The organism is Fundidesulfovibrio magnetotacticus (assembly GCF_013019105.1).
GTDB lineage: Bacteria > Desulfobacterota > Desulfovibrionia > Desulfovibrionales > Desulfovibrionaceae > Fundidesulfovibrio > Fundidesulfovibrio magnetotacticus.
In genome coordinates this window covers 61158-81636 of record NZ_BLTE01000004.1, presented here as the reverse complement: position 1 = coordinate 81636, position 20479 = coordinate 61158, and the positions used below count along the sequence as shown (strand labels likewise).

Annotated in this window: 18 protein-coding genes; 13 read left to right on the top strand and 5 right to left on the bottom strand. The window is 70.5% G+C overall.

Going from position 1 to position 20479, the window contains the following annotated elements:
* Nucleotide 1 precedes the first annotated feature (1 nt).
* Nucleotides 2-958: an ROK family protein gene (locus tag NNJEOMEG_RS06015; RefSeq protein WP_173082337.1), complete on the bottom strand. Its 957-nt coding sequence runs from the start codon at nt 956-958 to the stop codon at nt 2-4.
* Nucleotides 959-1077: 119 nt separating this feature from the next.
* On the opposite strand from NNJEOMEG_RS06015, the gene NNJEOMEG_RS06010 reads away from it, so the two are divergent.
* Nucleotides 1078-2199, top strand: a complete 1122-nt coding sequence (locus NNJEOMEG_RS06010; RefSeq protein ID WP_173082335.1) for an NADH:flavin oxidoreductase — start codon at nt 1078-1080, stop codon at nt 2197-2199.
* Here NNJEOMEG_RS06010 and alr read toward each other — a convergent pair.
* Nucleotides 2196-3308 (bottom strand): alanine racemase, encoded by a 1113-nt coding sequence (alr, locus tag NNJEOMEG_RS06005; RefSeq protein ID WP_173082333.1) that lies wholly within the window; start codon nt 3306-3308, stop codon nt 2196-2198. The two genes, NNJEOMEG_RS06010 and alr, sit on opposite strands and share 4 nt — an antisense overlap.
* A gap of 45 nt (nt 3309-3353) precedes the next feature.
* Between alr and mutL the strand changes: the two genes are divergently transcribed.
* The gene (gene mutL, locus NNJEOMEG_RS06000; RefSeq protein WP_173082331.1) at nt 3354-5537 is read left to right on the top strand and encodes a DNA mismatch repair endonuclease MutL; all 2184 of its coding nucleotides are present in this window, start codon (nt 3354-3356) and stop codon (nt 5535-5537) included.
* A 133-nt stretch (nt 5538-5670) separates the two neighbouring features.
* Here the strand turns inward: mutL and rfaD are convergent, their stop codons facing one another.
* Entirely contained in the window at nt 5671-6642 is a 972-nt protein-coding gene (gene rfaD / locus NNJEOMEG_RS05995) for an ADP-glyceromanno-heptose 6-epimerase (RefSeq protein ID WP_173082329.1), read from the bottom strand.
* Nucleotides 6643-6784: 142 nt separating this feature from the next.
* On the opposite strand from rfaD, the gene NNJEOMEG_RS05990 reads away from it, so the two are divergent.
* The 7 genes from NNJEOMEG_RS05990 (at nt 6785) to NNJEOMEG_RS20520 (ending at nt 12928) form a co-directional block, all read left to right on the top strand.
* Nucleotides 6785-8377 (top strand): phosphoenolpyruvate carboxykinase, encoded by a 1593-nt coding sequence (locus NNJEOMEG_RS05990; protein ID WP_173082327.1) that lies wholly within the window; start codon nt 6785-6787, stop codon nt 8375-8377.
* A gap of 77 nt (nt 8378-8454) precedes the next feature.
* On the top strand, nt 8455-9225 hold the full coding sequence (locus tag NNJEOMEG_RS05985) for a hypothetical protein (RefSeq protein ID WP_173082325.1): 771 nt from the start codon (nt 8455-8457) through the stop codon (nt 9223-9225).
* A 187-nt stretch (nt 9226-9412) separates the two neighbouring features.
* Nucleotides 9413-9958, top strand: a complete 546-nt coding sequence (locus NNJEOMEG_RS05980; RefSeq protein WP_173082323.1) for a hypothetical protein — start codon at nt 9413-9415, stop codon at nt 9956-9958.
* A 341-nt stretch (nt 9959-10299) separates the two neighbouring features.
* On the top strand, nt 10300-10566 hold the full coding sequence (locus NNJEOMEG_RS05975) for a sulfurtransferase TusA family protein (protein ID WP_173082321.1): 267 nt from the start codon (nt 10300-10302) through the stop codon (nt 10564-10566).
* Nucleotides 10559-10924 (top strand): DsrE family protein, encoded by a 366-nt coding sequence (locus tag NNJEOMEG_RS05970; protein WP_173082319.1) that lies wholly within the window; start codon nt 10559-10561, stop codon nt 10922-10924. Before NNJEOMEG_RS05975 ends, NNJEOMEG_RS05970 begins: the two co-directional genes overlap by 8 nt.
* A 55-nt stretch (nt 10925-10979) precedes the next feature.
* Nucleotides 10980-11738 (top strand): sulfurtransferase TusA family protein, encoded by a 759-nt coding sequence (locus NNJEOMEG_RS20915; protein ID WP_173082317.1) that lies wholly within the window; start codon nt 10980-10982, stop codon nt 11736-11738.
* Complete coding sequence (locus tag NNJEOMEG_RS20520; RefSeq protein ID WP_268885678.1) at nt 11735-12928, top strand: cobalamin-independent methionine synthase II family protein; 1194 nt, start codon at nt 11735-11737, stop codon at nt 12926-12928. The genes NNJEOMEG_RS20915 and NNJEOMEG_RS20520 overlap by 4 nt, the downstream gene beginning before the upstream one ends.
* A 124-nt stretch (nt 12929-13052) precedes the next feature.
* Here NNJEOMEG_RS20520 and NNJEOMEG_RS05955 read toward each other — a convergent pair whose 3' ends face one another.
* A complete protein-coding gene (locus tag NNJEOMEG_RS05955; RefSeq protein WP_173082315.1) occupies nt 13053-13214 on the bottom strand; it encodes a hypothetical protein in 162 nt (53 codons plus the stop codon).
* Between the two features lie 213 nt (nt 13215-13427).
* Here NNJEOMEG_RS05955 and NNJEOMEG_RS05950 point away from each other — a divergent pair, with 213 nt between their 5' ends.
* Entirely contained in the window at nt 13428-14117 is a 690-nt protein-coding gene (locus NNJEOMEG_RS05950) for a response regulator transcription factor (RefSeq protein WP_173082313.1), read from the top strand.
* Nucleotides 14083-15480 carry a sensor histidine kinase gene (locus tag NNJEOMEG_RS05945; protein WP_173082311.1) on the top strand — a complete coding sequence of 466 codons (1398 nt, stop codon included), beginning with the start codon at nt 14083-14085 and terminating at the stop codon, nt 15478-15480. Before NNJEOMEG_RS05950 ends, NNJEOMEG_RS05945 begins: the two co-directional genes overlap by 35 nt.
* A 9-nt stretch (nt 15481-15489) precedes the next feature.
* On the opposite strand, the gene NNJEOMEG_RS05940 is transcribed toward NNJEOMEG_RS05945, so the two are convergent.
* A complete protein-coding gene (locus NNJEOMEG_RS05940) occupies nt 15490-16941 on the bottom strand; it encodes a beta-barrel assembly-enhancing protease (RefSeq protein ID WP_173082309.1) in 1452 nt (483 codons plus the stop codon).
* Between the two features lie 208 nt (nt 16942-17149).
* Here NNJEOMEG_RS05940 and NNJEOMEG_RS05935 point away from each other — a divergent pair, with 208 nt between their 5' ends.
* Together NNJEOMEG_RS05935 and NNJEOMEG_RS05930 are read left to right on the top strand one after the other, a co-directional pair.
* On the top strand, nt 17150-18136 hold the full coding sequence (locus NNJEOMEG_RS05935; protein WP_173082307.1) for an ABC transporter substrate-binding protein: 987 nt from the start codon (nt 17150-17152) through the stop codon (nt 18134-18136).
* Complete coding sequence (locus NNJEOMEG_RS05930; protein WP_173082305.1) at nt 18133-20394, top strand: PAS domain-containing sensor histidine kinase; 2262 nt, start codon at nt 18133-18135, stop codon at nt 20392-20394. The genes NNJEOMEG_RS05935 and NNJEOMEG_RS05930 overlap by 4 nt, the downstream gene beginning before the upstream one ends.
* Nucleotides 20395-20479: the final 85 nt, after the last annotated feature.

Sequence of the window (20479 nt, the reverse complement as noted above, 5' to 3'; positions counted from 1 at the left end):
TTCACCCTTCCAGGGCCTCCCTGGCCAGCCGCAAGGCCCCGGCCACCCCCGCGTCGCCCCCCAGCCCCGGGGGCACGAGATAGTCCCCGACCCCCTGCGGCGTGAGCAAGGGCGAGTTCACATAGCCCCCCAGAGCCGCCAGCAGTTCGCGCCCCACCGCCGCGAAGAACCCCTCGCGCCCCAGACGCCCCCCCAGGCTCACCCCGCCGCCCAGCACGATGCGCGCGGGCGAGAGCGTGAGAGCAATCCCCGCCAGAGCCGTCCCCGTGTAGGCGGCCGCGAGCCCCCATGCGGGGTGGTCCGCCGGGAGGTCCGCCGCGTCCAGGCCCGTGCGCGCCCGGATGGCCGGTCCGCTGCACAGGCCCTCCCAGCAGTCGCCGTGGAAAGGGCACACCCCGGGAAAGTCGTCCCCCGGCAGGCGCGGCAGGCGCACGTGCCCCATCTCCGGGTGCGTGAGCCCGCGCGCCACGCGTCCGCCGCACACGGCCCCGCCGCCGATGCCCGTGCCCATGGTCACGTAGACGAAATCCTCCAGGCCCCGGGCCGCGCCCCAGGCCCCCTCGCCCAGGGCCGCGCCGCCCACGTCGGTCTCGAAGCCCGTGGGGACGCCGGGAAAGTGCGCCCGCAGGCTCCCCAGCAGGTCGAACCCGGACCAACCCGGCTTGGGCGTGGCCAGCACATGGCCGAAGTCCGGGGCGCGCGGGTCCAGGCGCACGGGGCCGAAGGAGACCACCCCCAGCCCCGCCACGGCCGCTCCGTGGGCGGCCTCCCGACCGTGCAGCCACGCGGCGGCGCGGGCCACGGCCGCGCGGGGATCGTCCCCGGTGAGGGTCTCGAAGCGGTCGCCGGGCGGCAGGGGGGCGTAGCCGCCCCGGGCCACGGCGCAGACGATCTTGGTTCCTCCAGTCTCCACCCCGGCCAGCAGGGGGGCCGCGTCGGCGTTTGGTTCGCTGTTCATGGGCAAGGGGTAGTTCGTGCCCCGAGGCGTGTCAATTTCGCGCGCATGCTTTCCATGCGCGCCACGCTGTGGTAGCGCCTTGGGCCACGCATCGGAATCAGACCGTACCCGGAGGCCCCATGCCCGACGTGTTCGACCCCATCCAGGCCGGTTCCCTGACCCTGCCCAACCGTTTCCTGCGCTCCGCCACCTGGGAGGGCCTGGCCGCTCCCGACGGATCGGCCACACCCGAACTGGCCGAACGCATGGCCGAACTGGCGCGGGGGCAGGTGGGGCTGGTGATCAGCGGGCACGCCTTTGTCACCCCGGAGGGCCGAGCGGGCCTGCGCCAGCTGGGCGCGAACGACGACGCCCTCCTGCCGGGCCTCGCCTCCCTGGCCCAGGCCGTGCACGAGGCCGGGGGGCTCTGCGCCCTGCAGATCGCCCACGCGGGCGACCAGGGCAACTCCGCCCTCTCCGGCCTGGAGGCCGTTGGCCCCTCGGACGTGGAGCGCCCCGGAACGCTGCCAGTCCGCGCCCTGGACCGCGAGGGCATGGAGCGCCTGACCAGGGCCTTCGTCCAGGCCGCCCTGCGCGCCCGCAAGGCCGGGTTCGACGCCGTGCAGCTCCACGCGGCCCACGGCTACCTGCTCTCGCAGTTCCTCTCCCCGGTCTGGAACCGCCGCGACGACGCCTACGGCGGCTCCCCCGCCAAGAGGGCGCGCTTCCCCCTGGAGGTGGCGCGCGCGGTGCGCAAGGCCCTTGGGCCGGACTTCCCCCTGCTGGTGAAGCTCAACGCCGGGGATTTCGTGGAGGGCGGCCCCGAACCCGAGGACATGGTGCGGGCCGCGCTGCGCTTCGAGGAGGCGGGCGTGGACGCCGTGGAGCTCTCCGGCGGCTGCCGCCAGGCCGGGGAGGCCTTCATGCCCGCGCGCAAGGGGCACATCCGCACGCAGGAGGAGGAGGCCTACCACCGCCGCGCGGCGAAGCACGCCAAGGAGCGCGGGCTGAAGATTCCCCTCTTCCTGGTGGGGGGCATCCGCAGCTTCGAGGTGGCCCAGGGCCTGGTGGCCTCAGGCGCGGCCGACGGCGTGAGCCTGTGCCGCCCGCTCATCTGCGAGCCCGATCTGGTGAAGCGCTGGCGCGGGGGCGACCTGCGCCCCGCCCAGTGCGTGTCCGACAACGCCTGCTACGGCCCGGGCTTCGCGGGCGAGGGCATCCGCTGCGTCACCTTCGAGAAGAGGCGCGCCCGGGAGAGCTAGGCGTACTCGCGCCGGTTGAGCCCCAGCATGCAGAACACCTCGTAGGTGATGCTGCCCCACCAGCCCGCCAGCTCCTCGGCGCTCACGCGGCCCTTGCCCTCGCCGCCCAGCAGCCAGGCGTCGCCGCCCGGGGCCACGCCCTCGATGCCGCTCACGTCCACGGCGGTCATCTGCATGCACACGCGCCCCAGCACCGGAGCGCGCCGTCCGTTCACGCACATGCCCGCACGGCCCGAGAGGCCCCGGGAGTAGGCGTCGGCGTAGCCCGCCGCCGCGATGGCCACGGTCATGTCTCTTTCCGCCGTGTAGGTGCGCCCGTAGCTGATGGTCTGCCCGGCCTTGAGGGCGTGCACGGAGAGGATCTTCGTGCGCACCTGCATGGCCGTGCGCAGGCCCTCGCCCAGGTGGGCCAGGGGCGTGCCTTGAAAGGGGTTCGTGCCGTAGAGGGCGACGCCCGCCCGCTGGAAATCCAGGTGCAACTCCGGGTGGGCCAGGATGCCCGCCGAGTTGGCGATGCTGGCCCTGGGCCGGATGCCCCGGGCGGCCAACGCCTCGCGCACGGCCGCGAACTCGCGGCCCTGCTCGCGGGCGTAGTCGTGCGCGGCGGGCTCGTCGGCCGTTGCAAGGTGGGAGCAGACGTAGGCCGCCTTCACCCCCGGCAGGGCCTCCAGGCGCTGGGCCAGGGCCGGAACGTCCTCCAGGGTGAAGCCCAGGCGGCGCATGCCGGTGTCGAACTTGAGGGCCACCTCCAGGGGTGCGCCGGGCTGGGCGGCCAGCAGGTCCAGCTGCTCGAAGCAGTGCAGGAAGGGCACGATGCGCGCCTCGCGCGCCAGGCGCACGTCGGCCTGGTCCACGGGGCCCAGAAGGGCCAGGACGTTGCGGGCGTGGCCCGAGGCGCGCAGGGCCTGGGCCTCCTCCACCGTGCCCACGGCGAAGGTCTCCGCGCCCTCCTGGGCCAGCACCTGGGCCACCTGGGCGAGCCCGTGGCCGTAGGCGTCGGCCTTGACCACCGGCACGGCGTTGCCGGACCTGGCGTTCAAGAGTTTGTAATTGTGGACGATATCGGCCAGGTCGATGACGGCCGTCACTTTGTTCCAGGGAATGGCCATGTGCGCTCCATTGCCGGTGGCTTCGCCTTGGGGTAGAGGCCGGGGATGGTATCGTATCGCAGCATCCGTGTCCTGCCCCCGCACCTTCAGAACCAGATCGCCGCGGGGGAAGTGGTAGAGCGGCCTTCGAGCGTCGTCAAGGAACTGGTGGAGAACAGCCTGGACGCCGGGGCCGCGCGCGTGCATGTGGCCCTGGAGGGCGGCGGCGCTGGGCTCATCCTCGTGCAGGACGACGGCCGGGGCATGGACGCGGGCGAGCTGCGCCTGGCGCTCACCCGGCACGCCACCAGCAAGCTCGCGGCCCTGGAGGACCTGGACGCCATCGCAACGTACGGCTTCCGGGGCGAGGCCCTGCCCTCCATCGCCTCGGTTTCGCGCCTTCGCGTGGCCTCCAAGAGCCAGGACAGCCCGGACGCCGTGTTCCTGGACGTGGCCTTCGGCGAGATCGTGGAGGAAGGCCCGGCCGCGCTCACCCAGGGCACGCGCATCGAGGTGCGCGAACTCTTCGGCAACGTGCCCGCCCGGCTCAAGTTCCTCAAATCCGTGGCCACGGAGACCAGGCGCTGCCAGGAGGTGCTGGAGCGCGTGGCCCTGGCGCGCCTGGACGTGGGCTTCAAGTATTCGGTGGACCAGCGCTCCGCGCTGCGCTTCGTGGCCGGGCAGGACCTGGCCGCGCGCCTGGCCGTGGTCTGGCCCCCGGCCCTGGCCCAGGCCCTGCTCCCCGTGGAGGGCGAGATGCACGGCATGCGCGTGACGGGCTTCGCCGCCCTGCCCCATGCCGGTCAGGCCCGCACGGACCGCATGCTCTTCTACGTGAACTCCCGCCCCGTGCAGGACCGCGTGCTCCTGCGCGCCGCGCGCGAGGCCTACAAGGGCCGGATGCTCTCCCGCGAATACCCGGCCCTGGCGCTCTTCCTGGAGGCCGGGCCCGGCGAGGTGGACGTGAACGTGCACCCGGCCAAGACCGAGGTGCGCTTCCGCGACGAGGGCCTGGCCTTCACCCTGGTGCGCCAGGCCGTGGCCCGCGCCCTGGACCTGGGCGCGCCCTCGGCGCGCATGACCGCCGTGCTGGACCATAACGCCCCCTCCATCGCCCCCGAGGCCAAACACGCCACCTACCGCGACTACCTCCACGAGGTGGCCCGCGAGGCCGGACGCGACGTGCCGGAAGAGGAGCAGGAGCCGCCGGTCCGCGCGGGACGCGACGCGTCCCCCGGACCGCTGGAAGGCTCCCGGAGCGAAGCGCCCTGGCGGCCCCAGGGCGGCCCCGCCGCCGGGAGCGTGGAACGCCACCGCGAGCCCCCGGCCCTCTCGGGGCAGGGGATGCGCGAGCCACTGGGCGTGCGCGAACTCGGCGCGGACTACCACGCGGGACGCCAAACCTCCCCCGGCGGTTTCTCCCGACCGGACGCCCGCGGCGGCTCAGCGCGCCACGCAGCCCCGGACGGCGGCCGGGACTACGGCCCGGACTACGGCCCGGACTACGACCGGGACGGCGGCCGGGACCACCCCTCCGCCGGGACCGGCGAGGCGGGACGCCCGTCTCCCGAGGGACGCTCCGGCCTCTCCTCCTGGCTGCCCTGGGGATCGCGCGGCCAGGAAGCATCGCCCGCGAAGCCCGAGGCCGGGGCCTCGTCCCAGGCCCACGGCAAGGCCGCCCGTCAGCCAGGGCGCACGGCCAAGGGCGTGGAATACCTGGGCCAGGTGGCCGACACCTACCTGGTGCTGCGTCTGGGGCGCAAAGGGCTCACGCTCCTGGACCAGCACGCGGCCCACGAGCGGGTGCTCTTCTCGCAGCTCAGGGCCGCCCAGAGCCGGGGAGAGTCGCGCCCGCTGGCCGTGGGCTTCGAGATGAGCCTGCACCCCTCCGAGACCCGCCGCCTGGAGTCTCTGTGGAAGGACCTGACGGCCCTGGGCTTCCAGATGCGCGCCGACCGCCCCGGCGTGGTGGGCGTGCGCGGCGTGCCGCCGCTCTTGAGCGCGGGCCAGGCCAAGGAGTTCTTGCGCGACGTGCTCTCGGGCAAGGCGCGCACCATGGACGACCTCTGGGCCGTGATGAGCTGCAAGGCGGCGGTGAAGGCCGGGGACGCCCTGGCCGAGCACGAGGCCCTGGCCCTGGTGGAGGCCTGGAGCGCCGCCAAGGACCGCGACCACTGCCCCCACGGCCGCCCCGTGGCCGTGCACTGGGACGCGAAGGACCTGGAGAAGCTTTTCAAGCGGGGGAAGTAGGCCCGCACGACCCCATCGGCGCGGCGCGTCCGTTGGCCGCCAACGCGGCACGAACGGACGCCAAGGCATGGCGGACCCCGGATCGGAGGCCCCGCAACCCGGCGTCCGAACGCGCCGGAAAGCCTGCCGGTCTCTACAGGTAGGGGTCTTCCGCCAGCAAGTGGTTTCGCACGTAGTCCCGCACGCCCTCTTCCAGGGAGGCGAAGGGCCCGCGGTAGCCCGCCGCGCGGAGCCGGTCCACGGGGGCCTGGGTGTAGTACTGGTAGCGGTCGCGGATCTGCTCTGGGATGTCCACGTACTCGATGCGCGGGGGCGCGCCCATGGCCTCGAACACGGCCAGGGCTAGGTCCGTGAAGCTGCGCGCCGCGCCCGTGCCCACGTTGAACACGCCGTTGGCCTCGGGGTGCTCCAGGAGCCAGGCCACCACCTCGGCGCAGTCCTTCACGGAGACGAAATCGCGCAGCTGACCGCCGTCGGCGTAGTCGGGCCGGTGGGAACGGAAGAGCCGAACGCCGCCGGTGTCCCGGATCTGCTCGAAGGACTTGCAGGCCACGCTGCGCATGTCGCCCTTGTGGTATTCGTTGGGGCCGTAGACGTTGAAGAACTTCAGGCTGGCGATGGAGTTGAGCCAGCCGTTGTCGCGCGCGGTCAGGTCGAAGCGGTGCTTGGAATAGCCGTACATGTTCAGGGGCCGCAGGCGGTCCAGGCCCTCGGGGCCGTCGTCGAAGCCCCGGGAGCCGTCGCCGTAGGTGGCGGCGCTGGAGGCCGTGACGAAGCGCGCGCCGTGCTCCAGGCAGAAGCGGCAGAGCTCCGTGGTGTAGCGGGTGTTGTTCTCGTGGAGGAAGTCCGCGTCGCGCTCGGTGGTGGCCGAGCAGGCCCCCATGTGCACCACGGCCGTGACGCCGAAAGGATCGCCCCCCTGGCGCAGACGGCGCAGGAACTCGTCCTTGTGCAGGAAATCAGCAAAGGAGCGGTTCACCAGGTTGCGCCACTTCTCACCCGAGCCCAGGGCGTCCACCACCAGGATGTCCTTTCGCCCCGCCTCGTTGAGCTTCCAGATGACCGCGCTGCCGAGAAACCCGGCTCCGCCCGTGACCACAAGCATGGTCCCTCCCGCATACAACTCGCCGTTTTCACCGGACTAAATCACCGGCGGAACCAAGGCAACCGTTTTGCCTTGGCATGGCCTCGTGAAATAGGGTACAAGTCCCCGTACCGCCACACCCATTTTCCCGAGAGGCTGACCCATGTCGATTTTCAACGAATTCGATCTCGCACTCAAGGCCATCTACCAGCAAGCCGTGGAAGACGAACGGCTCATCCAGAACCCCGGCACGCAACGGCTCAAGCGCATCAGCCTGGAGGAGCCCGAGGTGGTCGAGACGCTCTACGGCAACGTCGTGGCCCGCACCGAGCCCGCCTCACGAGCCAAGCCCCACACCCGCAACAACATCGACTCCCCCTTCAACCAGTCCGAGTTCACCCTCCTGGCCCAGGCCCGCAAGGCCCTGGCCGGGCAGCAGCTCATCTGCATCGACGTGCTCGTGCGCCAGGACGACGACCAGGCCGTCACGGCCCGGCTCATGGTGCCGCGCCGCTTCGCCCACATCGCCTACGGCGGGGCCAAGCTCTTCGGCCCCCTTGTGAAGGACGTGACGGACCCCACCTACCAGGTGATCTTTTTTCACGACGAGGCCTGGAAGGACAACGCCGAGAAACCCCTGGCCGAAAAGGACATCACCATCCGCCTCATCCACTCCGAGGACGGCCGCATGATCAAGATCGTGCGCAACTCCAGCTACCTGGGCGAATGGAAAAAGGGCGTCTTCGCGGGCGAGTCCTGGCGCGCCAAGGTGGCCAAGGAGGGCATCTTCCTCCACGCGGGATGCCGGCGCGACTGCCTGGAGATGGCCCACGGCGGCATGGAAACCCAGACCTCGCTCTTCGTGGCCCTTTCGGCCAACGGCAAGACCTCCCTCACCTGCCGCGTGCTGGCCCGCAACATCGGGGAGGAATCCTGGCTGATCCAGGACGACGGCGGCATCCTCAAGCGCGACGGCTCCTTCCACGGCTTCGAGCAGGGCGGCATCTACGCCAAGACCGACGGCCTCACCCCCTCGGAGCAGATCGAGACCTACTACGGCGCGCTCAAGCCCGACACCTACCTGGAGAACGTCCACGTGGAGCCCGAGGGCGCGCTGGACTTCTTCAACATCCAGCGCACCTCCAACGGCCGCGCGGTCATCGAGCGGCGCGACTTCATGCACGCCCACCGCTCCATCGTGGCCCCCGAGATCAACAACATCTTCCTCATCACGCGCGGCCCCACCATCCCCGCCGTGGCCCGCCTCTCCCACTGGCAGGCCACAGCGCTCATGGTGCTGGGCCAGTCCATGGAGTCCTCCGCGGGCGACCCCTCCCAGGCCGGGGCCATCAAGAACGTCTTCTTCTACGATCCCTTCCTGGCCGGAAACCGCGTGGAGCACGCCCACCTCTTCCACGACATCCTGCGCTGGAACCCGCACATCAACTGCTACCTGCTCAACACCGGCGGCGTGGGCGAGGGCGAGCACCACCGCAAGATCACCCTCCTGGACACCGTGAACATCCTGGAGGCCGTGCTGCGCCGCTCCCTGGAAGACTGGGAGGCCAACGAGGCCACCGGATACCTGGTGCCCCGCGCCGTGCGCGGCGTGGACTCCATCGTCTTCCACCCCGAAAAGCTCTTCCCCAGGCAGGACTTCGAGGAACGCCAGGCCGCGCTCTACGCCAAGCGCCGGGAGATCCTGGAATCCTACCCCGGGCTGGACAGGGCCATCGTCAACTCGCTCAAGAAGTAGAGGGACCGGGGGCCGGGCGCGCGCCCGGCCCCCGTGGCCCGTTGCATCCCTCCCCGGCCGGGGGTATGTCCCCCCGCATGAAACGCACCCACCCGCTCCGCCGGGCGTCCCGCGCCCCGGCCCTCGTCCTGGCGTTGGCGTTGGCCCTGGGCCTCCCGAACGTCGCGCCCGTTCGCGCCCAGGCCCCGGACCTCACGGCCCGGGCCGACCGCCTCCTGGGCCTCCCCTACCGCGTGGACGGCGTGCTCGACGAAAAGGGCCGCTGGACCACCTTCGAGCACCCCGAAAAGACCTTCGATTCCCCCGGGCTCAACTGCTCGGGCCTGGAGTTCGCGCTCATGCGCCTGCTGGCCCCCTCCGGCCCCCCGGCATCCCTGGCCGGGCGCGACCGCCAGGGCGACTCCGGCCCGGGAGCTTCCATGGGCCAGGACTGGGACTACGGCTTCGACCTGACGCTCAACCTCACCGAGGGCCTGGCCCGCCGCTGGCTCCTGCCCGAACCGCGCGCCGTGTCCCCCGCCGACACCGGGCGCGAAACGCTGGGCTTCCCCCTCTCCGACGAGGCCGCCTGGCGCAGGGCGCTCGCCCAGGTGAAGCCCGGCCAGGCCTGCCTGGTGAGCTTCAGCCAGACCGGGCGGCGCAAGGGCTACACCCTCCAGCACTACCACGTGGGCGTGGTGCTTCCCGACGCCACGGGCGGACGCTGGCTCTACCAGTCCACGCCCAAGTCCGGCGTGACGAAGACCAACCTGACCGATCCGGCGGGCATGAAGCGCTTCCAGGCCTCCTTCGCGGGCAAGGACCGGCGTGTGCTGCTGCTCTCGGCCGACCTGCCGCCCGCGCGCTGAGCCAGCCCCGTCCGGGTCGCCGCGCCCGGGTCGCCGCGCCCGAGGCGGCCAGGGGCGCGACGCGGGGCGTTTCGCGCGCGCCGGAGGGGCCGGGGCGCCCCACCCCGGAGCGCCATCCGGGCGTTGCCCGGGCGGGCCAAACAGGCTACACCCCCTCACCGACACCGACCGCACAAGGAGCACGGCCGTGGGCAAGGAAAAAGCGACCCTGGAAACCATCAAGACCCAGCCCGAGTTCGATCTGGAATACTACATGGAGATCAGCGGGCTCATGCGCATCACGCAGGACCTGGCCGAACTCCTGGAGCACTACTGGAACGCCTGGGAAAAGCAGATCAAGGCCTACCGCATGGAACCCTCGGCCAAGGACGCCGACGACGGCTTCCTGCTGGTCTACCTGGACGAACCCACCGAGCAGCAAGTGCAGAAGGCCTTCGAGGACAACCAGCACCACGGCCTGGCCTTCCACCACCTGGCCATCACCCTGGTGATGTGCGCGGCCCAGAGCGTGATGCCCGAGCTGATCGGCGGGTGCATGCCCATGCCCACGCCCAGCCGCGAGGCCAAGAAGAAGTTCAAGAAGCTGGGCCTGGTCTGGGACGACAAGGGCTCCATGAACCGCACCTACGCCGTGCTCACCGCCTACCCCTACAAGGGCGGCTGCGAAGACTGCCACATCTGCGACTCCTGCCCCTCCAGCCAGACGCGCGAGATCGGGCGCATGGAAGACTAGGCCCCGGCGCAAGCCCGGCCACACCCTGACGCGACGCGCCCCCGTGCCCCGGCACGGGGGCGCTTTTCTTCGCGGGCCACGCCTTCGACGCGGCACGGACGCTCCCGCGAATCACCGGGAAACGCGCCCGGACGCCTCTGCCCGCACGACGCCTTGCCGGGGCGCGCGGGAGCGCACCCCAGCGCGCCGACGCCCTGCGCCATCGCCTTGCCGAATGCGGCCCGGTCCCTCCAATCGGGACAAACGATTTGTCCAACCTCCCGCCAGGCCTGTAATCCTGCCCTTCAACCGCCGGATCGGCCGGCGGCCCCGCACGGCCGGTCCGCCGACAGCGAGGCTCCATGCGTCCGCCGCATCCCGAACACTGGTCCTTCGACGACGAATTCGACGGCGGCGAGGAGACCTGCGGCCGAGTGATCATCAACCTGCACACCTACGTCAAACCCCTCCCCCCCGGCACGCGCCTGCTCCTCGTCTCCGAGGACCCCGCCGCGCCCGTGGAGTTTCCGGCTTGGTGCAGGATGACCCGCAACGCCCTGCTGGAAACGGCCCATCCCTACTACCTCATCGAACTCAAACCGGCACTCAAGGAGAACCCTCATGGCTGACACCTTCTGCGTCACCATCACCCACTGCCGCACCGACGGCGATAAGGCCACCCTCGGCTTCGTGGTGGCCAACGCCGCCCTGGGCAGCGAAAAGGACACCATGGTCTTCCTCTCCACCGACGGCGTTTACTGCGCCGTGAAGGGCGAGGCCGAGAAGATCGACGAGGGCGCGCCCTTCGCGCCCCTGAAAGAGCTCATCGGCAAGTTCGTCAAGGCGGGCGGGAAGATCTTCGTGTGCACCCCCTGCCTGAAGAAGCGCGGCCTCTCCGAAGCCGACCTCATCGAGGGCGCGACCCCGGCGGGCGGCGCGGTGCTCGTGGAATGGCTCGCGGCCGGATCGCCCTGCGTGGCCTATTGACCCCACCCCGGGGCGCGGCAGGCCCGCCGCGCCCCGGTCTCCACAAAGGACGCCCATGACCAGCGACGACGCCTTCACCCCGCCCGAGCCCGCCAGGGTCTTCGACGGCGGCGACCTGGACTGCGGATCGGGCCTGGCGCTCATGATCCGCGAACACATGCTCGCCGTGCCCCAGGGGCAGGTGCTGGAGATGATCAGCCGCGAGCCGACCGTGGCCGACGACCTGCCCCCCTGGTGCCGCCTTTCCGGGCATCAATTCCTGGGCAGCCTGCCCGGCCCCTCCGGCGTGCGCTACTTCATGCGCCGGGGCATGCCCCCCGGGGCCTCGGGCGAACAGGCCGAGCGACAGGCCCTGGACGAGGACAAGCGCCGCGCCAGGCAGTACCAGTGGCGGCTGCGCGTGCGCGGGGGCGAGGGCCAGACCAGCACGGTTTACTGCCGCAACTTCTCCTGGAAACTCGGCCAGCCCGCCAGCTTCGAGGAGCGCGACGCCCACCCCAGCGCCGTGGAGGCCCTGCTCGGCGCGCTGGGCGCCTGCCTGGCCACGGGCTACGCCACCCTCTGCTCCAGGGAGGGCCTGGCCCTGGACGACGTGGAGGTGACCGTGAAAGGCACGCTGAACAACGTGCTGGCCCACCTGGGCCTGGAAGAGGGCGACCCCTCCTTCGCAGCCATCGAGGCGCGCTGCTTCGCCTCCACCCTGGACGACGAGGACAAGGCCCGCGAGCTCTGGCGCATGGCCGTGGCCCGCTCGCCCCTGGCCGCCACCCTGGCCCGGGCCGTGGACCTCAAAACCTCCTTCACCGCGTCATGACGGCCTTCACCACCACCCAGGTGGGCAGCTGGCCCCGCTCCAAACGGATGCTGCGCGCCCTGCGCGACCGCCGCCTGGGCCAGATCGACCGCAAGGCCTTCGACGCCGCGGCGGACGAGGAGGTGCGCCGCACCGTGCGCATCCAGGAGGAGGCCGGGCTCGACGTGCTCGTGGACGGCGAGCACCGTCGCGACAACTTCTACAGCTTCGTGGCCGAGAAGCTCGAGGGCGTGCGCCTGATGTCCCTGGCCGAAATGCTCGACGAAATGGAGGACAAGTCCGGCTTCGAGGAGATGCTCACCACCCTGGACGTGCCCGCCTCGGCCATCCGCAACCCCACCTGCACCGGCCGCCTGACCCGGCGAGAGCCCCTGGCCGCGGGCGACCTGGACTTCATGAGAACCCTCACGGACCGCCCCGTGAAGATCACCCTGCCCGGACCCTACCTGCTCACGCGCTCCATGTGGGTGAGCGCCTACACGAAGAAGGCCTACGCCAGCCAACAGGAGATGGGGCGCGACGTGGTGCGCCTGCTGCGCGAGGAGCTGGAGGAACTGACCGCCCGGGGCTGCGAGTTCGTGCAGTTCGACGAACCCGTGCTCACCGAGGCGGTGATGAGCGGGGAGTGCGGACGCCGAACGTTCATGTGAGCGACGCTCGCCACCCGCCGGGACGTGGGTGAAGAACTCGATTACGCCGCACAGCTCGTCAACGAGGTGATCGAGGGCGTGCAGGGCAGGCCCGGCGCGCCGCGCATCGGCCTGCACATCTGCCGGGGCAACTGGTCCACCCGCGAGGAGGTGCTCCTCACGGGAGACTACCGCCCGCTCTTGCCCGCGCTCGAAAAGATGCGCGTGGACCAGTACGTGCTGGAATTCGCCACCCCGCGCGCCGGGGAGATCGAGGTGGTCGGCCGGGCGCTCTCGGGCGCCAACCCCGGTGGCGGGGCGCCCCGGGAACTGGGCCTGGGCGTGGTGAACCCGCGCACCGTGGAGGTGGAGACGCCCGAGGCCATCGCTGCCCGCGCCGAGGAGGCCCTGCGCTTCTACCGGCCCGGACAGCTCTTCCTGAACACCGATTGCGGCTTCGGCTGCTTCGCCAACCGCTGCGTGAACGTGGAGGAGATCGCCTCGGCCAAGATCGCCAGCATCGCCCGCGCGGCGAGGCTCCTGCGCGAACGCCACGGCTGAGCGCCGGGCAGCCCCAGGCCCAAAGCAAACGCCCCTCTTCCGGCAGGCGGCAAGAGGGGCGTGTGGGCCGGGCTCCAGGGGAGCTGCCGGCCCTGCATGACGAGTGGGAGCTCGTTGGCCGGATTTAGTTGGCCGGAGGAGTGGTCTTCTTCTTGGAGGACTTCTTCTTGGCCATCTGTTCGATGTAGGAGCCCTGCTTGTCGGTGGAGGTCTTGCCTTCAAAGGCGAAGGCGGCGGAGGCGAACACCAGGCAGGCGGCCACGGCGAGGAGAACGGCTTTCTTCATTGCATGATCCTCATTGGGTTGGGGTTGTTCAGTTGACGCCCTGCATCACGCGGCGCACCACAGTGGTATTGCAGTGCGCGGCGTCCTGCGACGCGTGGGCGTATCGCTACGCGCCCCAGGATTGCCGTTGCCTTTCCACTGCATTACAGAACTGAAAGGCCTTCCGCCCCGGCCCCGTTGACACGTCCACCTGAGGGGTCTATCTGCAGTTGCATGCGCATCCTTCTCGTGGAAGACGACGCCAAGATCGCCGCCTTCATCGCCCAGGGCCTCAAGCAGAACGGCTTCGCGGTGGACCACTGCCCCGACGGCCGTGACGGCTTGCACATGGCGCTCACGGAATCCTACTCCGCCGCAGTGGTGGACCTCATGCTCCCGGGCCTCGACGGCCTGCGCCTGATCGAAGAGATGCGCGCAAGCCGCGTGAACACCCCCGTAATCATCCTCTCGGCCAAACACACCGTGGACGACCGCGTGCGCGGCCTCCAGGCCGGCGGCGACGACTACCTGCCCAAGCCCTTCTCCTTCGCGGAGCTTCTGGCAAGGCTCCAGGCCCTTATCCGGCGCTCCACCAGCACGGCCGAAACCACGCAGCTCTGCGTGGGCCCCATCGCCATGAACCTGCTCACCCGCGAGGTCACGCGCGATCAGGCCCCGCTCACGCTCCAGCCCCGGGAGTTCTCCCTGCTGGAGTTCTTCATGCGCAACCCCGGCAAGGTGCTCTCCAAAACCATGATCATGGAGCACGTCTGGAACTACAACTTCGACCCCCAGACCAACGTTGTGGACGTGCTGGTCTGCCGCCTGCGCAACAAGATCGACAAGGGCTTCGAGCCCAAGATGCTCTCCACCCTGAGGGGGGTGGGCTATGTTCTCAAGCCTCCCCGGCCGGATCAGGCGTAGCACCGTCTTTCGCCTCACGGCCAGCTACGCCTTCCTCTACATCGCCAGCTCCCTCGTGCTCTTCGTGATCGCCTACGTGCTGCTCACGCAGGTGGTGCGCTCGCAGGACCAGAAGAACCTCTCGGACAAGCTCAACGAATACGCCTACATCGAGCGCACAAAAGGCCTGGGCGCGCTCATCGAGTTCATCCGGCGCGACACTGCGGAGTACGAGGAGCCCGACTACTTCGTGCGCATCCTCGGTCCGGCGGGCGCGGAACTCTTCACCGTGGCCCCCAGCGGCTGGGAGCTGCCCCCGCGCGCAGAACTGGACGCCCAGGCCCGCGACGGGGCCCAGTGGTGGCTGTGGGGCTCGCAGAAGGCCGGGGGCGGGGTCTACGAGTTCAGCGCCCGGCGCATGTCCGGCGGCGCGCTGGTGATCGTGGGCAGCGACGCCAGGCAGCGCGAGCACCTGCTCTCCGAGTTCCAGGTGATCTTCCTGTTCATCACGGGCACGGTGGTGGTGCTGGGTCTGGGCGTGGGCGTGGTGCTGGCCCGGCGCACCCTGGCCCCCCTGCGCGACCTCATCGCCGCCGTGAACTCCATCGGCCGGGGCAGCATGGACGCCCGCGTGCCCACCCGGGGCGCAGACGACGAGCTCGACGAACTGGCGAGCCTCTTCAACTCCATGCTCGAGCGCATCTCCACCCTCATCCAGGGCATGCGCGACACCCTGGACAACGTGGCCCACGACCTGCGCACCCCCCTCACCCGGGCCAAGGCCGTGGTGGAGGTCGCCCTCCAGGGCAACCACTCCCGGGAGGAACTGCGCGAGGCCCTCATGGACATCGCCGAGGAGAACGAGCGCATCCGCGCCACGCTCACCACGCTCATGGACATCTCCGAAGCCGAGACAGGGGCCATGCGCCTGGACATCGCGCGCGTGGACCTGGCCGGGCTGCTGGAGGAGTGCGCGGAGCTCTACGAAGACGTGGCCCAGGAGAACGCCGTGGAGCTGGCCCTGGACCTGGAGGGGGACCTGCACGCCCTGGCCGACGCCGGGCGCGTGCGCCAGGTGCTGGCCAACCTCCTGGACAACGCCCTCAAGTATTCCGACGTGGGGGGGCGGGTTACCGTGCACGGTCGGCGCGAGCAGGGGCTGGTGCTCGTCACGGTGAGGGACCGGGGCGTGGGCATCGCCCCCGAGGACATGCCGCGCATCTTCGAGCGCCTCTACCGGGGCGACAAGAGCCGCTCGCGCCGGGGCCTGGGCCTGGGCCTCTCGCTGGTGCGCGCGGTGCTCGCGGCCCACGGCGGGGCCATCGCCGTGGAGAGCGAGCCCGGCAAGGGCAGCGCCTTCACCTTCAGCCTTCCTGGGGCCTGAGCCCCACCCCTACATGGCCTGCTTGGGCCAGTACTCGCTGCGGTCGCGGTAGACCTTCTCCAGCTTGGCGTATTCCTTGCGATCGTCCTCGGTGCGGATGCGCTCCTTGGCCTTTTCCATCTGCATGCGGGTCTGGCGGGGATCGTTGGCGTAGACGGCGGAGTAGGCCAGGTTCAGGTGGGCCTGGAAGAGGTCGCCCACTTCGCCGTAGATGCGCGCCATCTGCTGGCGCACCTCGGGGGAATCCGGGGCGTAGGCCACCACGCGGCGCATGAGCTGCATGGCCTCCACGCGCTTGCCCTCCTGGGCCTGGAACAGGGCGTAGCCCTCCACGGCCACCATGTCGCGCGGGTTTTGCTCCACGGCCCGCTTGAGCAGGCTCCCGGCGCGCTGGAAGTCGCGCAGGCGCAGGTAGAAGCGCCCGGCCTCACGCAGCCAGAGGGAGTCGTCCCCGCCCTCCTTGAGGGCCGCCTCGAAGGCCTCGCGGGCCTTGGCGTTCTCGGTGGTGCGCCCCAGGGCCATGGCCAGGCCCAGGCGGTCGAGCTTGGTCATGGACGCGCCCTTGCGCGAGAACCAGGCGATGGCCGTGCCCGGGTCCTGGTAGCGAGCGCGGATCACGGTCTGCACGCGCAGGAAGCGCTCGTCGCGGTCGGGCCGGGAGACCACGTTCTTGGGCAGGCGCGCCACGCGCTCGGAAAGGTAGCCCACGCGCTCGTTGATCTCGGGGTGGGTGGAGAGGTAGGCGGGCACGGAGCCGTAGCCCTTGAATATCTTGGTGCGCTGCATCACCTCGAAGGCCTGGGGCAGCCCGCGCGGGGGGTAATTTGCGTTCACGAGGTAGTTCATGCCCACCTCGTCGGCCTCGCGCTCGTCGTCGCGCGAGTAGTTGAGCAGGGCCTGGCGCGCGGCGGCCTGGGAGCCCACCATCATGGCCCCGGCCGCGTCCTTCTGCCCCGTGGCCGCGCCCAGGGCGAACCCCGCCAGCACGCCCAGCATGGAGGCGATGCCGATCATGCTGGACTGCTCCACGCGCTTGGCGATGTGGCGCTGCGTCACGTGGGCCAGTTCGTGGGCCAGAACGCCCGCCACCTCGGATTCGTGGTCCATGCTGAGGATCAGCCCCGTGAACACGAACACGTAGCCCGCCGGGGCCGCGAAGGCGTTCACGGCGTTGTCGCGCACCACGGCCACCGTGAAGGGGAACGGCTGCGGCGGCATCTGGCGCGTGATGCGCTCCACCACCTCCCGGGCGTAGTCCACCACCTCGGAATCTTCCACCATGGGCAGCTTGGAGCGGATGAGCACGTTGAACTTCTCGCCCAGCTCCTTCTCGTCCTTGAGGTCGAAGGAGAACATGCCGGCCCGGGCCGGGGCGGCGCTCCAGGGGGCCGGGAGAGCCAGGGCCAGGGCCAGCAGCAGGGCCAGCGCCCGAGCGGGCAGGCTGTGCGTTGGGTGCGGCATGGATGCGTTATAAACCCTTTCCCGGAGTTGGCAACCCGTACGGGATGCTCCTGCGGTGGGGTCGTCCATGCCGCGCGGCCGGTTACGCCCGGGCCCATGCCACCGGACCCGCCCTGATTTCCCGTTGAGTCCCGGCCTGAACTATGCCACTGAAAAGGATCGGGTGGTTTCCCTCGTGGCCAGTCCGCGCATTGCTTCAGGAGCCCCAATGAAACGGATGTTCACCGCCGTCTTTCTGGCCTTCGTTCTGGCCGCCGCAGTGGTGTCACTCCAGGCTCCCGATCGCCATGGGCCACGACAGCACACGGTGGGCATCCTCCAGCACACGGCCAACAACGCCAGCACCGTCGCGGGCTTCAAGGCCGAGCTCGCGAAGCTGGACCGCAAGGAAGGCATGAACCTGACCTTCGTGGAGCCGCCCCCCGCGGCCACGGCCGCCGACCTCAAGGAGCGCATGGCCGAAATCCTGGCCCAAAAGCCCGACCTTGTCTTCGCCTCGCCCACCCTGGCCGCCCTGACAGCCAGGGAAGCCACCCGGGAAAGCGGCCCGCCCGTGGTCTTCGCGCCGGTCAACGATCCCGTCTCGTCCAAGGTGGTGGAGACCCTCCACCGCCCCGAGAGCAACCTCACGGGCGTGCGCCTGGCCCCCAGCGAGGGCCGCAGGCTCCAGGAGCTCCTTGAGCTGGCCCCCGGCGCGCGCCGCGTCTTCGTGCCCTACAACCCCGACGACCCCAGCGCCCGCGCCTCCATGGAACAGCTCGTGGACAGCGCCAGGGTTCTCGGCGTGGAGATCATGGCCCTCTCCATCTCCGACACCACCGACCTCTTCGCGAACGGCGGCCTTGTCCCCGCCAGGGCGCAGGCCGTGTTCATGCCCCGCGAGGGGCTGGTGATGTCGCGCTTCCGGGAGTTCATCGCCCTGGCCGAGGCCCGGCGCATCCCGCTCTCCACCCCGCGCATGGAGCAGGTGCGCGAGGGCGTGCTCACGGGCTACGGCTTCGTGGGAGAGGAACTGGGCCGCCAGGCCGCCGCCATGGCGAACCAGATCCTCAACGGAACCCCCGTCTCGGGAATGCCCGTGGAGACCGCTCAGGACTATCTCTTCATCAATCTCGCGGCCGCACGGCGCATCGGGCTCCACGTTCCCGACGGCTTCCTGGACCGCGCCCAGTACGTCTTCCGGGAGCCTCAATGAGCGCCATGGCCCCGCCGCGTCTGAGCCGCGCCCTGTCCTGGAGTTTCCTGGCCCTGGCCGCCGCGCCCATCCTGTTGCTGGCGGGGTTGATCACCTTCGCGGGCTACGAAACCCGCCTGGAGGACGTGTACCGCTACAACCACCAGCGCGCAGACAACCTGGCCCTGCGCACCGGCGAGCTCCTGGGAGGCTCGGCCCGGGAAATCCTCGCCGCCCTGCGCGCCAAGGACTTCTACGCCCAGGAATCGCGCATCCGCCGGGCCATGCTCCTGGAGATCGCCACCGGCATGCCCATGCTGCGCGAACTGCGCGTGATGGGCCCGGACGGCGCCGCACTGGCCGCCGTCTCGGCCTTCAAGGCCCTGGACCACGCCAGCGCCAGGCCCGAAACCTCGGCCACCTTCCGCACCGCCATGGAGACCGGCATGCCCGCCTTCGGCGAGGTGATCATCGACCCCGACGTGGGCGAGCCCCTCCTGCCCATGGCCGTGCCCGTGCCCGAGCCGCGCTCCGGGGGGGTGCGGGCCGTGATCATGACCACGTTGCGCCTCAAGGTCCTGCGCGACCTGGTGCTCGCCCTCTCGGACCTGCCCCACCAGACCGCCCTGATCACCACCACCGGGGGACGCATCCTGGCCAGCCCGGACTTCTCCCAGGTGCTGGCGGGCGAGGTGTTCCTGCCCCAGGTCGGCCCCGGGGTGCAGAAGGGCTCCGCGGCCATGCCTTGCGTGGCCGCATCGAGCCCCGTGCGCATCGGAGACCAGGTGCTCGCCGCCGTGGCCGAAGAGGACGCCGCCCACGCCCTCAAGCCCTTCTATCGCAACCTCGTCGTCACCGCCCAGGTGTTCGTCGCCGCCCTGGCCGCCGCCGCGCTCCTGGCCTGGCTGGCCCGCCGCCACCTCCTGAGCCCCGTGAACGACCTGACGCGCACCGCGGCCTCCATCCATGCCGGCGACCTCACCGCACGCGCCGCCGGCGGCCGCTTCCGCGAAACACGCGCGGTGGCCGAGGCCTTCAACGTGATGACCGGACGCCTCCTGGACACCAAGGCCGACCTGGAACGCCAGGTGCTCGAGCGCGCCCGCGCCGAAGAGGCCCTGCGCGAAAGCGAGAACCGCTACCGCCTCCTGGTGGAACACGCCCGCGACGCCATCTATCTGGCGGACACCGAAGGACGCCTCGTGGACGTGAACCCCGAGGCCTCCGCCCAGACCGGCTACTCCCGCGAGGAACTGCTCGCCATGCGCGTGGCCGACGTGGACGCCAAGGCCTCGGCGGAATCCTTCGCCAGCTTCGCCCGGGAACTGCTCACCCTGCGCCACGCTGAATTCGAGACGATCCACCGCCGCAAGGACGGCTCCACCTTCCCCGTGGACGTGCACGTGAGCTGCTTCGAAACCGAAGGCAAACCCTATGTGCTGGGCTTCGCCCGCGACGTGGCGGAACGCCGCCGCATGCAGGAGGTGATGATCCAGACCGAAAAGATGATGAGCCTGGGCGGCCTGGCCGCCGGCATGGCCCACGAGATCAACAACCCCCTGGGGGGCATCCTCCAGGCGGCCCAGGTGGTGCAGCGCAGGCTCTGTGTTTGCTCCCAGGCCAACCTTGACGCCGCCCGCGAGGCGGGCGTGAACTTCGAAGCCCTGGAGGCCTACCTGGAAAAGCGCGAAGTGCCCCACTTCCTGGCAGAGGTGCGGGCATCGGCCATGCGCGCGGCGGGCATCGTGACGAGCATGCTGGAGTTCAGCCGCAAGGGAGACTCGGGCAGGACTCCGGAAGACCTGTCCCAGCTGCTGGACAAGGCCGTGGAACTCTGCGGCACGGACTACGACCTGAAAAAGAACTACGATTTCCGGCGTATCGAGGTCGTGAGAAGCTACGCGCCGGACCTGCCCCCCGTGCCCTGCCACGCCACCCAGGTGCAGCAGGTGTTCATGAACATCCTGCGCAACGCGGCCCAGGCCCTGCAGCAGACGCGCAAGGAGCGCCCCCCGCGCATCGAGGTGAGCGCCCGGGCCGAGGACGGCATGGTGCGCGTGGACATCGCCGACAACGGCCCCGGCATGCCCGAGGACGTGCGCCGCCGCGTGTTCGAGCCCTTCTACACCACCAAGGACCCGGGCGTGGGCACGGGCCTTGGCCTTTCGGTCTCCTTCTTCATCGTCACCCGCCAGCACGGCGGCGAGATCCACGTGGACTCCGAGCCCGGCATCGGCACGATCTTCACCGTGAAGCTGCCGGTGGAGCGCCGCCCCTGAGGCCGCCAAGGCCATCCGGCGTGCGAAACGTTTCCACACAGGCCCTTCTGAAGACGTCCCGCCGTCTTCCCTGAGGAAAGCGCGC